This is a genomic window from Coprococcus sp. LG101-27 (genome assembly GCF_027695515.1).
GTDB classification, from domain to species: Bacteria; Bacillota; Clostridia; order Lachnospirales; family Lachnospiraceae; genus Allocoprococcus; species Allocoprococcus comes.
In genome coordinates this window covers 1-12,735 of sequence record NZ_JAQEUJ010000031.1, presented here as the reverse complement: position 1 = coordinate 12,735, position 12,735 = coordinate 1, and the positions used below count along the sequence as shown (strand labels likewise).

Annotated in this window: 17 protein-coding genes; all 17 read right to left on the bottom strand. The window is 46.8% G+C overall.

Translation table 11 applies throughout. The features are described 5' to 3' along the window. Nucleotide 1: 1 nt before the first annotated feature. The 17 genes from PG766_RS14980 to spoIIIAA all read right to left on the bottom strand — a co-directional run bounded on the left by PG766_RS14980 (nucleotide 2) and on the right by spoIIIAA (nucleotide 12,640). On the bottom strand, nucleotides 2-835 hold the full coding sequence (locus PG766_RS14980; protein ID WP_008369262.1) for a TlyA family RNA methyltransferase: 834 nt from the start codon (nucleotides 833-835) through the stop codon (nucleotides 2-4). A gap of 6 nt (nucleotides 836-841) precedes the next feature. Continuing rightward, nucleotides 842-2,722, bottom strand: coding sequence for a 1-deoxy-D-xylulose-5-phosphate synthase (dxs, locus tag PG766_RS14975; protein ID WP_118199658.1), 1,881 nt, complete (start codon nucleotides 2,720-2,722; stop codon nucleotides 842-844). Nucleotides 2,723-2,736: 14 nt separating this feature from the next. After that, nucleotides 2,737-3,627 (bottom strand): polyprenyl synthetase family protein, encoded by an 891-nt coding sequence (locus PG766_RS14970; RefSeq protein ID WP_118199648.1) that lies wholly within the window; start codon nucleotides 3,625-3,627, stop codon nucleotides 2,737-2,739. Beyond that, nucleotides 3,617-3,853 (bottom strand): exodeoxyribonuclease VII small subunit, encoded by a 237-nt coding sequence (gene xseB / locus PG766_RS14965; RefSeq protein ID WP_008369268.1) that lies wholly within the window; start codon nucleotides 3,851-3,853, stop codon nucleotides 3,617-3,619. Before xseB ends, PG766_RS14970 begins: the two co-directional genes overlap by 11 nt. Nucleotides 3,854-3,857: 4 nt before the next feature. Then, entirely contained in the window at nucleotides 3,858-5,120 is a 1,263-nt protein-coding gene (xseA, locus tag PG766_RS14960) for an exodeoxyribonuclease VII large subunit (RefSeq protein WP_182438658.1), read from the bottom strand. Nucleotides 5,121-5,132: 12 nt separating this feature from the next. After that, nucleotides 5,133-5,525: a transcription antitermination factor NusB gene (gene nusB, locus PG766_RS14955; protein ID WP_118199646.1), complete on the bottom strand. Its 393-nt coding sequence runs from the start codon at nucleotides 5,523-5,525 to the stop codon at nucleotides 5,133-5,135. A 13-nt stretch (nucleotides 5,526-5,538) separates the two neighbouring features. After that, nucleotides 5,539-5,922, bottom strand: coding sequence for an Asp23/Gls24 family envelope stress response protein (locus tag PG766_RS14950; RefSeq protein ID WP_008369274.1), 384 nt, complete (start codon nucleotides 5,920-5,922; stop codon nucleotides 5,539-5,541). After that, nucleotides 5,915-6,091, bottom strand: a complete 177-nt coding sequence (locus PG766_RS14945; protein ID WP_270591140.1) for a hypothetical protein — start codon at nucleotides 6,089-6,091, stop codon at nucleotides 5,915-5,917. The genes PG766_RS14950 and PG766_RS14945 overlap by 8 nt, the downstream gene beginning before the upstream one ends. A gap of 152 nt (nucleotides 6,092-6,243) precedes the next feature. Then, nucleotides 6,244-7,836: a peptide chain release factor 3 gene (locus tag PG766_RS14940; RefSeq protein WP_118199645.1), complete on the bottom strand. Its 1,593-nt coding sequence runs from the start codon at nucleotides 7,834-7,836 to the stop codon at nucleotides 6,244-6,246. Between the two features lie 68 nt (nucleotides 7,837-7,904). Further along, the gene (locus PG766_RS14935) at nucleotides 7,905-8,540 is read right to left on the bottom strand and encodes a SpoIIIAH-like family protein (RefSeq protein ID WP_008369281.1); all 636 of its coding nucleotides are present in this window, start codon (nucleotides 8,538-8,540) and stop codon (nucleotides 7,905-7,907) included. Between the two features lie 26 nt (nucleotides 8,541-8,566). Continuing rightward, nucleotides 8,567-9,103 carry a stage III sporulation protein AG gene (locus tag PG766_RS14930; RefSeq protein ID WP_118199644.1) on the bottom strand — a complete coding sequence of 179 codons (537 nt, stop codon included), beginning with the start codon at nucleotides 9,101-9,103 and terminating at the stop codon, nucleotides 8,567-8,569. After that, complete coding sequence (locus tag PG766_RS14925; protein WP_055247060.1) at nucleotides 9,100-9,369, bottom strand: stage III sporulation protein AF; 270 nt, start codon at nucleotides 9,367-9,369, stop codon at nucleotides 9,100-9,102. Before PG766_RS14925 ends, PG766_RS14930 begins: the two co-directional genes overlap by 4 nt. Nucleotides 9,370-9,379: 10 nt before the next feature. Further along, a complete protein-coding gene (locus PG766_RS14920) occupies nucleotides 9,380-10,594 on the bottom strand; it encodes a stage III sporulation protein AE (RefSeq protein ID WP_118199643.1) in 1,215 nt (404 codons plus the stop codon). A gap of 15 nt (nucleotides 10,595-10,609) precedes the next feature. After that, a complete protein-coding gene (locus tag PG766_RS14915; RefSeq protein ID WP_117556513.1) occupies nucleotides 10,610-10,993 on the bottom strand; it encodes a SpoIIIAC/SpoIIIAD family protein in 384 nt (127 codons plus the stop codon). 12 nt (nucleotides 10,994-11,005) lie between these two features. Continuing rightward, a complete protein-coding gene (gene spoIIIAC / locus PG766_RS14910) occupies nucleotides 11,006-11,200 on the bottom strand; it encodes a stage III sporulation protein AC (RefSeq protein WP_008369289.1) in 195 nt (64 codons plus the stop codon). A gap of 13 nt (nucleotides 11,201-11,213) precedes the next feature. Then, entirely contained in the window at nucleotides 11,214-11,732 is a 519-nt protein-coding gene (locus PG766_RS14905; RefSeq protein ID WP_117823786.1) for a stage III sporulation protein AB, read from the bottom strand. After that, the gene (gene spoIIIAA, locus PG766_RS14900) at nucleotides 11,723-12,640 is read right to left on the bottom strand and encodes a stage III sporulation protein AA (protein WP_118199642.1); all 918 of its coding nucleotides are present in this window, start codon (nucleotides 12,638-12,640) and stop codon (nucleotides 11,723-11,725) included. The genes PG766_RS14905 and spoIIIAA overlap by 10 nt, the downstream gene beginning before the upstream one ends. Nucleotides 12,641-12,735 lie beyond the last annotated feature (95 nt).

Here is a 12,735-nt window from a genome sequence, read left to right as displayed (position 1 = left end):
TTTATTTCTTCTCCTCAGCCGGATCCTTTTTTGCAAGTGTGTCAAAAGCAGCATCGACAGTCCCCCGAATGTCTACGCTCTCCACAATCCTTGCCTCTTCCTCCGGCCTTTTTTTCAGATGTACCAGATACTCGATATTCCCTTCCGGTCCTTTGATCGGTGAAAATTCAAGTGCTGCTACTTCAAAGCCGATCGATACTGCATAATCGGTTACTTTTTCGATGACCTCGATATGGGTACTCTTTTCCCTTACCACACCTTTTTTCCCAACCTTCTCACGTCCGGCTTCAAACTGTGGCTTGATCAACGCAACGATCTCTCCGTTCTCTTTCAGGTAATTGCGGATTGGGAGAAGTACCTTCGTCAGCGAAATAAAAGAAACATCAATCGATGAAAAATCAATCGGTTCTCCCAGATCTTCCGGCTGTACATAACGGATGTTGGTCTTTTCCATGCAGACCACTCTTTCATCCTGACGTAATTTCCAGTCCAGCTGACCATGTCCCACATCGATGGCAAACACCTTGACTGCTCCATTTTGCAGCATGCAGTCTGTAAATCCTCCTGTCGAAGATCCCACATCGGTACATACCTTTCCTTCCATGGATACATCAAAATTCTTCATCGCCTTTTCCAGCTTAAGTCCTCCGCGGCTGACATACGGAAGTGCATGTCCACGGACTTCGATCTGAACCTCTTCCGAAAAGGAAGTTCCCGCTTTATCCTCTCTCTGCCCGTCCACGAATACATTGCCGGACATGATAATCGCTTTTGCCTTTTCTCTAGAGGATGCCAGATTTCTCTTTACAAGTAATACATCCAACCGTTCTTTCATTCTCTATCAATCCCTCCTGCTCTCTTCTGCTATATATGCAGTGATAATCCTGGCCACGCAGGATTCAATATCCAACATCACCTCACTGCGAAGTAGGTCTACACTTCCGTGTTCGATATAGTCATCCGGCAGTGCCAGATTCAGAACCTCTGCGTCTGTCTCAAGACCTGCCAGATAAGCAGTCACAAATTCTCCGAATCCGCCTCTGCGGATATTCTCTTCCAGTGTCACGATCAGCCGGTGTTCCACCGTCAGTTTCCGGAGCATCTCCTCATCCACCGGCTTTACAAACCGGGCATTGATCAGGGTACAGTTATATCCAATCTCTTTCAAATGCTTCCGAACCTGAACTGCCTGCTCAAACATATGTCCGACACTGATGATCGCAATATCCTCTTCTTCATAGACCGGCTCACTCTTTCCATACTCAATCGGTGCTCTGTATTCACGGAATCCGTCAAATGCGCTGCCTCTTGGATAGCGCACTGCTGCCGGTGCTCCAAGTCTCACCGCAAACCGCACCATGTCCGCCAGTTCCCATTTATTTTTCGGAGAAAGGACGGTCATATTCGGAATCATTGACAAATAAGAAAGATCAAAGATCCCCTGATGGGTCTCCCCGTCGCTTCCCACAAGTCCTGCCCTGTCCACGGCAAATACGACTGGAAGCTTCTGCAGACAGACATCATGGATCATCTGGTCAAATCCTCTCTGTAAAAACGAAGAATATACAGCAAATACCGGATGCAGTCCTGCCGCAGCAAGTCCTGCCGCAAAGGTCACGCCATGTCCCTCTGCGATCCCCACATCAAAAAAGCGGTCCGGATAGTATCTGTGAAATGCTGCCAGGCCGGTACCGTCTTCCATTGCCGCCGTGATCGCTACCAGTCTGTCATCTTTTTTTGCCAGATCCAGCATAACCTTGGAAAACACATCTGTACAGGAATCCTTTCCACTTTTGGAAATCGGCTCTCCTGTCTGGATATCAAACGGACCTGTTCCATGGAAACGGGAAGGGTTTTCTTCTGCCGGGAGATACCCTTTCCCCTTTTTCGTCAGTACATGGACAAGCACCGGTCCTTTTACCCTTTTTGCCTCGGTAAACGCACGGCACAGTGCCTTCAGGTCATGCCCGTCCACCGGTCCTAAATACTTGATTCCCATATCTTCAAAGAACATTCCCGGAACCAAAAGCTGCTTGATGCTGCTCTTGGTGCGCTTAATATGCCGCACCATCTTTTCACCGCCAAATGGAATACTGCCAAGTACATTTTCCACGGTATCCTTCAGGTCGGTATAGGCCCGGGCAGTGCGCAGCTCTCCGAGATAACTGGACATTCCACCGACATTTTTGGAAATAGACATATGGTTATCGTTAAGCACGATGATGAAATTCGTCTTCATCTCCGCAGCATTATTCAGTGCTTCATATGCCATTCCTCCGGTCAGGGATCCGTCACCGATAACAGAGATCACGGAATAATCCTGCCCCAGGATATCCCTTCCTCTGGCATAGCCAAGTCCGGCCGAAATTGAAGTGGAGCTATGACCGGTATCAAAGGCATCACAGTCACTTTCTTTTCGTTTCGGGAAACCGCTCATCCCACCATATTTTCTCAGATCATCAAATCCTTCTTTCCTTCCGGTCAGAATTTTATGCGTATAAGACTGATGCCCTACATCCCAGATCATCTTATCCTCCGGAAGCTGAAAACTGAGATGCATTGCCATGGTAAGCTCTACCACACCCAGATTGGACGCAAGATGCCCTCCTGTCTTGCTGATCTTCTCAACAAGAAAGGTACGGATTTCTTCTGCAAGCCCTGCCAGTTCCTGTTCATTTAATTTTTTGATATCATTCGCTTCGTGAATCTGCTCCAGATACACTTCATCCACCCCGCTTATTTTTTCCTGTGTATCAGTTCCTGTATCAGCTGTGTCAGATACGTATTTTCTCTGTCCAACCCGGAAAGCAGCCCCAGTGCTTCCTGTGAAATAACTTCCACATCTCTGGTTGCTTTTTCCAGACCTTTTAATGTAACATAGGTTGTTTTTTCATTTTTTTCATCGCTGTGGACCGGTTTGCCAAGCTCTTCTGTAGTACTTGTCACATCCAGGATGTCATCCTGGATCTGGAAAGCAATCCCCACATCCGATGCGATCTTCTGCACTTTCTCAAGCTCTGCATCCTCTGCACCTGCAAGAAGTGCCCCGATCATCATCGAACTTTCGATCAGCGCTCCTGTTTTCAGTTCATAGATAAAGTTCAGCATGCCTTCATCAAGTCCCACACCGCAGGAAGCCACATCCACGACCTGACCGCCTATCATCCCGTAAATACCGGCTTTTTCTGCAAGGATTTTTAAAGCTTTTCCAATCAGAAGACTCTTTTCAGGTGCGATTTCAAATGCCTTTACCGCCGTCTCAAACGCATAGTTCAGAAGTGCGTCCCCGGCAAGAATCCCCATTGCTTCCCCGTATACAATATGCGTTGTCTTTCTTCCTCTACGGTACTCGTCATTGTCCATTGCCGGCAGATCATCGTGCACCAGGGAATAAGTATGGATCATCTCCATTGCTGCCATAAACGGCTCGATTTCTTTTCCTTCTCCTCCGAAAAGGCGGTATGTCTCCTGCATCAGCATTGGGCGGAGTCTCTTTCCGCCTGCCATCACACTGTACTCCATCGCCTCCATGATCTGGCTCTGGTAACCTTCTGCTTTCGGCAGATATTTTACAAGAAGCTTTTCAATCACTTCTGTTCTTTCTTTCATTTCTTCTTTAAAAGTCATGTATTTCTCCATTCTCTTCCAGCACCTGCACTTTTTTCTCTACTGTATCAATCTTCTCATTACAAAGCTTCAGCATTTCCATACCCTTCTGATACAGTCCGAAGGACTCTTCCAGCGAAGTATCTCCCGATTCCAGCTCTTTTGCCACCTGATCCAGCTTTGCAAAAAGCTCTTCCAGAGATTCTTCCGGCATTTCTTCTGCAATCTCGTTTTTCTTATCTGCCATTTTCCTACTCCTTCTTGGTATCTGTTACCTGTGCCTCGATCTGCCCGTCTGTCACATAAATCCGAAGCCAGTCTCCTTTTTTTACATCCGCTACTTTCTTTACGGTCCCTTCCGATCCCTGTACATAGGAAAAGCCCTGGTTCAGCTTGGCAAGCGGAGAAAGTCCCTTCATCCGTTCGATCCGGATTGCAAGCTGCTGACGGTTTTCCCGCAGATTCCGCTCCATCAGAAGCGGCAGCATCTCCTGCACTTTCCGGGTCCTCTCCTGTTCCTGTTCCAACCGCTGATGCATGGCTTTTGGGATCTGCTCCTCATAGTCTGCAAGCTGCTGGCGCATGGACTTAAGTTTCCCTGACGGACTTAAGTAACGGAATTTTTCTGCATACCGCGCTGTATGAAGTGATGCAACCTCCAGCTTTCTCCTCATACTTCGGTGCATCCTTTCCCGTTCTGTCCGGATCGTTTCCAGAAGTTCCCGGTAATTACAGATTGCAAGCTCTGCCGCAGCAGAAGGCGTCGGTGCACGAAGATCCGCTACATAATCTATGATCGTCGTGTCCGTCTCATGTCCTACTGCCGAAATAACCGGTACACTGCATTCAAAAACTGCGCGCGCTACCTTTTCCTCGTTAAATGCCCACAGATCTTCAATAGACCCCCCGCCTCTGCCAACGATCATTACATCAACCTTTGCTTCCTCCAGTGCACGGATTCCCCGTACCACACTTTCAGACGCGCCATCCCCCTGTACCAGTGCCGGATACAGAAGAATCTGCACATATGGATTTCTCCGCCTGGTAATGTTGATAATATCGCGCACTGCCGCTCCGGTTGGTGCCGTTACAACACCAACTGTCCGCACATATTTCGGAATCGGCTTTTTATATTCCGGCGCAAACATTCCCATTTCTTCCAGCTCTTTTTTGAGCTTTATAAATTTTTCATAAAGAAGTCCCGCACCATCCAGTACGATCTCCTTTGCATAAACCTGATATCTGCCATCTCTTTCATAGACGCTGACGCTTCCAAGCACGATTACCTGCTGCCCTTCCTGCATACGAAAAGAAAGCCCGCTGCGCTGCCCGGCAAACATAACACAGGCAATCGTTCCGGACTCATCTTTCAGTGAAAAGTACAGATGTCCTGAAGTATGGTACTTACAGTTTGACACTTCCCCTTTGATATAAATTCGATTCAACATAAAGTCTTGCGTAAACATATTCTTAATGTACGCATTGACCTGTTTTACAGTATATACGTTTCGCATGATTTCTGATTCTTAGGCAAGCTTTCCGAGTACACCGTTGACAAATGCCGGTCCCTCATCTCCCGAAAAATTCTTTGCCAGCTCAACTGCTTCATTGATCGCTACTTTGACCGGCACTTCGTCATCCCACTTCATCTCATATACGGCAAGACGAAGAACAGAAAGATCCACTTTATTCATACGTCCGGTTTTCCAACCGGTTGTATGTTCATTGATCATCGCATCGATTTCTTCTTCATGTGCTGCGATATCTTTGACCTTTTTGCGCATATATCCGCATTCTTCCTCACTTGCTTCTTCTACCTGTTCCAGATACAGTTCGATCTGTTCGTCTGCATCAGCCGCATCAAATCCGATGCTGAAGAGCATTTTAAATATATGTTCTCTGACTTTACTTCTTCGCATGTTCTCTCTCCAATTATTCTTCTTCCGGCATGTCCACACCTGCAACACGGATGTTTACGTCTGCAACGGTAAGACCTGTCATATTCTCGATTGCTGCCTTTACTTTTTCCTGTACCTTTAAAGTAGTATCTTTGATACTGCTACCATATTTGAGGTTCAGGGCAAGGGATACGGTAACGATACCTTCCAGCACGTCTACCTTTACTCCTTTGGAAAGGCTCTTCATTCCAAGCTTTGCGATCAGTTCTCTGGTTGCATTTCCTGCCATGGAAGATACCCCCTCTACCTCCATTGCTGCAAGTCCTGCGATAATTGCAACTACTTCATCAGCAATCTGTACTTCTCCGAGGTTCTCATCTGATTCTATCTTATAGGTATTTCTCTCTTCTTTACTCATTATAAGTCCTCCTGTCTGCGGTTCTTCCGCTCCTCGCGCTCATCTCGGAACCTTTCGGTTCCTCGATGTTCGTTGCACTCACATAGGTCTGGGCTGAAAGTGATTCGTCTGCGAGCAGCCGATCATTTCCCACCCAGCACTGCGCTCTTTTTCCGCCCCTCGCGCTCATCTCGGAACCTTTCGGTTCCTCGATGTTCGTTGCACTCACATAGTCCTGGCTTGAAAATGATTCGTCTGCAAGCAGCCGATCATTTCCCACCCAGTCCTGCGCTCGTCGCTATGCGTTCATTGTAACATAAAAGATCCTTATTGGAAAGTTTTTTAGGAACGTCCGAATTCGGAAAGTTTCAGTCCTTCGTTTCGTTCCAGCACCATACGGATGCTCCAGCTGTTGACAAACAGAAGAAGCGGTCTGTCTTTCAGGTCCTTGATCTTCTTCATATCGGATGTGCCGACCAGCTTGTCCATATTGATTTCTTCATTCTCGATCCAGCGGATATGTTCGTATGGAAGTGGTTCCAGACGGATCTCCACGTTATATTCATTTTCCAGACGGTATTTTAATACATCAAATTGCAGGACACCGACTACACCGACGATGATCTCTTCCATACCGGTGTTGAATTCCTGGAAAATCTGGATCGCGCCTTCCTGTGCGATCTCGTTGATTCCCTTGATGAACTGCTTTCTCTTCATCGTATCCACCTGGCGTACTCTGGCAAAATGTTCCGGTGCGAAAGTCGGAATTCCTTCGTATGCAAATTTTTCCACTGAATTGGTCAGTGTATCTCCAATGGAGAAGATACCAGGATCAAATACACCGATGATGTCTCCACCATAAGCGGTATCGATCATGTGACGTTCACTCGCCATCATCTGCTGTGGCTGTGACAGACGGACTTTCCTGCCTCCCTGGATATGGAAGACATCCATGCCCGCCTTGAATTCACCGGAACAGATACGCATAAATGCGATTCTGTCCCGGTGTGCCTTATTCATATTTGCCTGGATCTTAAACACAAATGCGGAAAAATCTTCTTCCTTCATCGGATCGATCAGTCCTTTGTCGGACATTCTCGGAAGCGGTGAAGTCGTCATCTTAAGGAAATGCTGAAGAAAGGTCTCCACACCAAAGTTGGTCAGAGCTGATCCAAAAAATACCGGAGAGAGTTCTCCTTTGCTGACCATCTCCTGGTCAAATTCCGCACTCGCTCCGTCCAGAAGCTCAATCTCTTCTTCCAGCTGTGCGAACTGTGCTTCACTTACGATGCCCTTTGCTTCCTCACTGTCGATGGAAACCTTCTCAACTTCCCCGATCGAGGTTCCTTTCTTGGTATCTGAGAAAATCTCCAGCTCTCTGCTGTTCCGGTCAAATACGCCGCGGAATTCTTTTCCGGAACCGATCGGCCAGTTGATCGGACAGGTAGCGATCCCCAGTTCCTTTTCAATATCATCCAGTAATTCAAAGGTATCCATCGCTTCACGGTCCATTTTATTGATAAATGTAAAAATCGGAATATGACGCATGACGCAGACTTTGAACAGCTTTCTTGTCTGTGCCTCCACACCTTTTGATCCATCGATCACCATAACCGCCGAATCGGCCGCCATAAGAGTACGATAAGTATCTTCCGAGAAATCCTGATGTCCCGGTGTATCCAGAATATTGATGCAATAACCGTCATACTGGAACTGCAGGACAGAAGATGTTACCGAAATACCTCTTTCTTTTTCAATCTCCATCCAGTCTGAAACCGCATGTTTCGCTGTTGCCTTTCCTTTTACAGAACCTGCCTGATTGATTGCCCCACCATATAACAGAAACTTCTCTGTCAGGGTAGTCTTACCTGCATCCGGATGGGAAATGATCGCAAATGTTCTTCTTTTCTTTATCTCATTCGTAAAATCTGCCATGTTATTCTACTCCTACTATTTTCTCAATGTCACTCAAACTCTTATTATATGGTATTTTTGCTATAATATCAATCCCCTGATTCACTCGTATTTGTACTTTCATGGATCGGTGTGATCACCACATTTGCAGCATTTACCTCTGCTTTGCGTGTGACAATATCCTCGATCTGTGCCCGTTTTGCATCCGACAGATCCGCCACATCAACGACCACATCTGCGGATTCTTCGGTAAGACTTACCACCGCATCCTGAAAGCCTTTGCTGGCAAGCAGAGTCTCAATTGCGACCTCCTGTTCGGCGCGCTGTGTCATCTCCACCATCTGCGCAACTGCATCTGCTTTCTGGTCTTCTGCGATATCTGCATTATCAATGATCGCCTGCAGGGTTTCTTTGTTTTTTGCCCGCACCTGCTCCCGGTTCACTTTTGCCTGTGCTACAAGCGCACTGACCGATCCATTTGTCAGCACCGCCTCTCCCGGATTTCCGTCCACCTGATCGTTATCCGCTGTCTGGAGGGAGCTGTCACCTCCTGTGTCCTGATCCGAAATATCCAGAAGTTCCTTATTTGCCATCTCGCTTCCCGTCTCTGCTGTTTTGTTTTTCGAGCCAAAAATTTTTCCGGAATAGTTCAGATATCCTGCCGCAGCGATCATCACCGCAAGAACCGCAATCACAATCTGATTTTTCTTAAATACTTTTTTCACTAGCCTTCCTCCTATAAGATTCTTTTTTAGTTATGCTTCATTACTTTTATCTTATGCGTGTCTACTCCGAATAATGCCTGCACAGCCTCTGTGATATTTTCAATCACGATGGCATTATCTCCGCCATCTGCAATTACGAGAACACCTTCTATCCGGGGACTTAATTCCTGTTTCACATATGGCGTTTCTTCTCCATTTCCGTTTGCATAAACTGCCGTCTCTGAAGAACTGGTATTTTTTCCTCCGCTCTCCCCTTCCTGCACCTCACTTGTCATCTCCTGATCCTTTTCCACTACCTTTTCCGAGGAAGAAGCCAGAGTGATCATCACCTTTACATTTCCAACTCCTTCTACTTTTGCAAGTGCATTTTCCAGCCGTGTTTCCAGTGCATCTGTATAAGTATCCCCCGATGCATTTTCTGCCTTCTGCATCTGCTGTTCATCCTGTGTCTGGTCTGATTTTATATCGGAAACAGGCATCGCGATCACAACCAGAAGCAGTCCGACAAGTAATATGATCAGCCACTTGTCTTTTTTTATTTTACGGATTTCAAACATCTTCATTCACCGCCCTTTTCGAGCAAATCCGCCGCATACTCCATCTCTTTTATCATCTGCTCATACTCCGCCGTCCGATACAGCTCCGTTACCTGTCCGGCTTCCCCCATAAGGTCCAGAACCGGCTGGGCAAGCAGAACGGTCAGAAGAAGTCCGCAGAAAAAACGGACATATTTCCGGTAGCTATTCTCTGGAAGTGCCTGCAAAAATGCGGTTACAAGAATCATATAAACGGCGAGATTCTGCATCCACCTGTAAACCAGCTGTATCATTTTATCCCTCCTACGAAGCTGCCGATGCCGCAACTGCAAGTGTCACCAGAAACAGGACCGCCGTCACAAGCACCGTCTTTAGCAGCATATGATAACCTTCCCCGGTAAAACTGATGGCCTCCACGATCCGTTTATCAGACACCGGCTGGATAAGTGCCGCCGTTCCTTTGTAAAGAAGCGTCAGAATTCCCATATTGATGACCGGGATCATCACAACTCCCGTTACAAGCAGTGCCCCTGCAATTCCAACTCCATTTTTTAAAAGGACCGCACTTCCAAGCACGACTTCGCTTGTCCCGCTGACTACATCACCGATTCCAGGAATCATTCCCACGCCCTTTGTCCAGACACTCCTTTTCACCTGATCTGCCGCCGGACTGATTATCCGCTCGATAAACCCGATCCCCGTCACCAGGGCAAGCAGACTTTTCAGACTCCATCCGATTACAAGTCGCAAAAGTTCCGCTGCCTTAGAAAGAAATTCCTCCTCCGTCAGATTGTTCAAGATTTCCATCAGAAGTGCGATCTGGATCAACGGAACGATCCATTTCAAAATCACAAGTTCCACAAGAAAAATCAGGAAAAGCGCCAGATTATAAAATGCGATCGCAGAAATACTTCCCACTGCGACTGCCATACAGACAAAGTAGACAGGACAGAGTACTCGCATAAAGAGGATCAGATTTTCGAGTCCATGCTGTACCTCTACGGCTGCTGCCTGAAAATTCCGTATGCCGACTGTAATCACAGACAGGTATACCAGAAAAAAGGCGGTCTGTGAGATCTGACAGTTCTGAAACACTTCCGAAAAGTTGGAAAAAACCGCTGCGATCAGCACCAGAAAAATAATAGATGCAAGCACCGGTTTATTGACCTTCAGCACATAGAAAAACTGATCCGTCACAAAGTTTCTGATCTGTCCGGCAGACAGGTTTTCATCCTGCCGGATCACAGACTCAACAAGATCCTGAAAATGCAGTTTTTCTTCCGGGAACAGTTTCCGGATTGCCGTATCCAGATCCTTTACCTCTGTCAGCTCCCAGATTTTCTGCTCTGTTTCCTCCTGCGTTTTTTCCAGATCCGTTTCTGTCATATTATCTTCTGTCCGGCTGTTTTCCGAAGAGGAATCTTCCCCTGCCGCAAATACCTGTACCGGCAGTATCAGTACGAAGATTACAAGTCCGATCATGTATGCTATGCCATATTTCTGAAAATAATGTTTCATTTTTCTTCCCTTTTACTATCCAAGTTCGCGGATTGCAAGAAGCAGTGCTTTTAATATCGGCATTCCTATTGCAAGTATACTGAGCCTTGCAAAGACCTCAATCTGCCCGGCGATCGTCTGATAACCGGCATCCTTGCAGATTGCTGCCGCAAATTCCGCCAGATAGGTCACACCCAGGATTTTCAGCATTGCCGTCAGATATACCGCATCAATCTTTACAAAGCTGCCAACCAATTCCAAAGTTTCCCGGATCACCGACAGATTCCGGCTCATTCCGAGAAAAAGGAAAATGCTGACCGCAATCCCCAGATAGATCCCATACTCTTTTCTGGTATTTTGAAATTGTAATGCCAGGAAAGTTCCTGCAATCCCGATGCAGGCTGCCTTAAGGATACTCATCTTTTCCCTCCTTTACAGAGCAAAGAGCCGTCTGATATCGTCAAACAGATCTGAAATATAAGGAAGGATCCAGAATAAAACCAGGAGTAGTCCTGCAAGGCTTGTGAGAAATGCCTGTTCTTCTCTTCCGCTGTGTTTCAGCACCTGTCCCAGGACAGAAACCAGAATCCCGACTGCCGCAATTTTAAATATCAGATTTACACTCATGTTTCGCTCCTATTTACAGAATCAAAATTGTCAGGAAAAGCCCTGCTGTAACACCCAGCAGATTGCAAAGCCTCCGTTTTTCCTGAATTTCTTTTAAAAGACCGCCTCTTTTTTCTTCCAGAAATTCTGCATACTGCAAGAAAATCTGCGTTTCCTGCTTCTTATCCAGGCTGCCAAGCTGCCTCCCAAGCTCATGCAGACGTACCCTTTCCTCCCTGCCAAGGAGCAGACATTCAAGATCACTTTCGCAGCACCTCTCCCAGATTATTGCAAGACTTCTTGACGGCATCTCCAATTCTTTTGCCAGATGTTCCAACCAGATCCTGTAGTTCTGACTGCATCTTCGGGAAACAGAAGCGCATACCTGGGCGAGTGGTGCATAAGTATACTCCATTTCTCCCGCAAGCTGCCTTATCACTCTTTGCAGCTCTCCGGTATCCGTGATCTGCCTCTGATATTCCATTCCCCTGCTGTATCCATAGCCGGATGTCGCCGCCACAATTCCCAGGCATCCGACCATTTTCAGATACACAGTTTTTCTCCCCGTTCGTTATAAATCCCTTCAATTTCTCCTACATGTTTCCCGGATTTCATCACAACATATCTGGCAAAGCATCTTTCCTTTACCAGATTGCTGACCAGTGGCTTTTCACGGATCTCATCCATACCGGAACCATGCACCGTCGTCAGCATGGTTGCCCCACAGTGCATAGCGTACTCGATCGCCTCTACATCCTTCGCTGTCCCGATCTCATCTGCCGCGATCACATCCGGCGCCATAGACCGCACCAGCATCATCATTCCTTCTGCTTTCGGGCAGTTGTCCAGAATATCTGTCCGCATCCCAAGCTGGTTCTGTGGCACGCCACGATAGCATCCTCCAATCTCTGAACGTTCATCCACCACACCCACATTTCTTCCTTCCACCCAGCGGTTCCCATCCGAAATCTGCCGCACCAGATCCCGCAAAAGTGTAGTCTTTCCTCCACCTGGTGGGGAAATGATCATGGTATGGCAAAGTCTTCCTTTTTCAAGGATCACAGGAAACAGCTTATTCGCACAACCTGTAATCTCATGGCAGATTCGGATATTGATCGATGTAATATACTGAAAATTCCGGATTTGTTCCTTTTCCGAAATAATTTTCCCGGAAATTCCGACCCGATGCCCTCCTTCAATCGTCAGAAACCCCTGGCGCAGTTCATTTTCATAGGCATACAGGGAATAATTGGATACATATTCCATCGTTTCACGCAGTTCTTCTTTTGTCACCCGATGGGTAAAAAGTTCTTCCTTTCCCTCTTTTTTCACTGCAAGCGGCTGTTCTTCCCGAAGCCGGATCTCCTGAATCTTCTCAAAATCCAGTCCATGATTCAACAGGATCCCTCGGATTTTCTCCGGAAGCACCGCCAGAATTTGATCTTTCTTTTCTCTTCTCATCTTGTCCACCTCTCTTTAAAGAATGTATATGGAAGGCAGGAGAAAAATAGAACTAAAAAAGGGGCTGTCGCTTTAACGAATGAATTTTCGTGAAG

Excerpts from the sequence above, each read along its gene's own strand:
- nusB (WP_118199646.1), bottom strand. The coding sequence starts at position 5,525 with ATGCGAAGAAGTAAAGTCAGAGAACATATATTTAAAATGCTCTTCAGC.
- PG766_RS14980 (WP_008369262.1), bottom strand. The coding sequence starts at position 835 with ATGAAAGAACGGTTGGATGTATTACTTGTAAAGAGAAATCTGGCATCC.
- PG766_RS14970 (WP_118199648.1), bottom strand. The coding sequence starts at position 3,627 with ATGACTTTTAAAGAAGAAATGAAAGAAAGAACAGAAGTGATTGAAAAG.
- xseB (WP_008369268.1), bottom strand. The coding sequence starts at position 3,853 with ATGGCAGATAAGAAAAACGAGATTGCAGAAGAAATGCCGGAAGAATCT.
- PG766_RS14945 (WP_270591140.1), bottom strand. The coding sequence starts at position 6,091 with ATGAGCGCGAGGGGCGGAAAAAGAGCGCAGTGCTGGGTGGGAAATGAT.
- spoIIIAC (WP_008369289.1), bottom strand. The coding sequence starts at position 11,200 with ATGAGTGTAAATCTGATATTTAAAATTGCGGCAGTCGGGATTCTGGTT.
- spoIIIAA (WP_118199642.1), bottom strand. The coding sequence starts at position 12,640 with ATGAGAAGAGAAAAGAAAGATCAAATTCTGGCGGTGCTTCCGGAGAAA.
- PG766_RS14925 (WP_055247060.1), bottom strand. The coding sequence starts at position 9,369 with ATGATACAGCTGGTTTACAGGTGGATGCAGAATCTCGCCGTTTATATG.
- PG766_RS14915 (WP_117556513.1), bottom strand. The coding sequence starts at position 10,993 with ATGAGTATCCTTAAGGCAGCCTGCATCGGGATTGCAGGAACTTTCCTG.
- xseA (WP_182438658.1), bottom strand. The coding sequence starts at position 5,120 with ATGCGAAACGTATATACTGTAAAACAGGTCAATGCGTACATTAAGAAT.
- PG766_RS14930 (WP_118199644.1), bottom strand. The coding sequence starts at position 9,103 with ATGAAGATGTTTGAAATCCGTAAAATAAAAAAAGACAAGTGGCTGATC.
- PG766_RS14940 (WP_118199645.1), bottom strand. The coding sequence starts at position 7,836 with ATGGCAGATTTTACGAATGAGATAAAGAAAAGAAGAACATTTGCGATC.
- PG766_RS14920 (WP_118199643.1), bottom strand. The coding sequence starts at position 10,594 with ATGAAACATTATTTTCAGAAATATGGCATAGCATACATGATCGGACTT.
- PG766_RS14950 (WP_008369274.1), bottom strand. The coding sequence starts at position 5,922 with ATGAGTAAAGAAGAGAGAAATACCTATAAGATAGAATCAGATGAGAAC.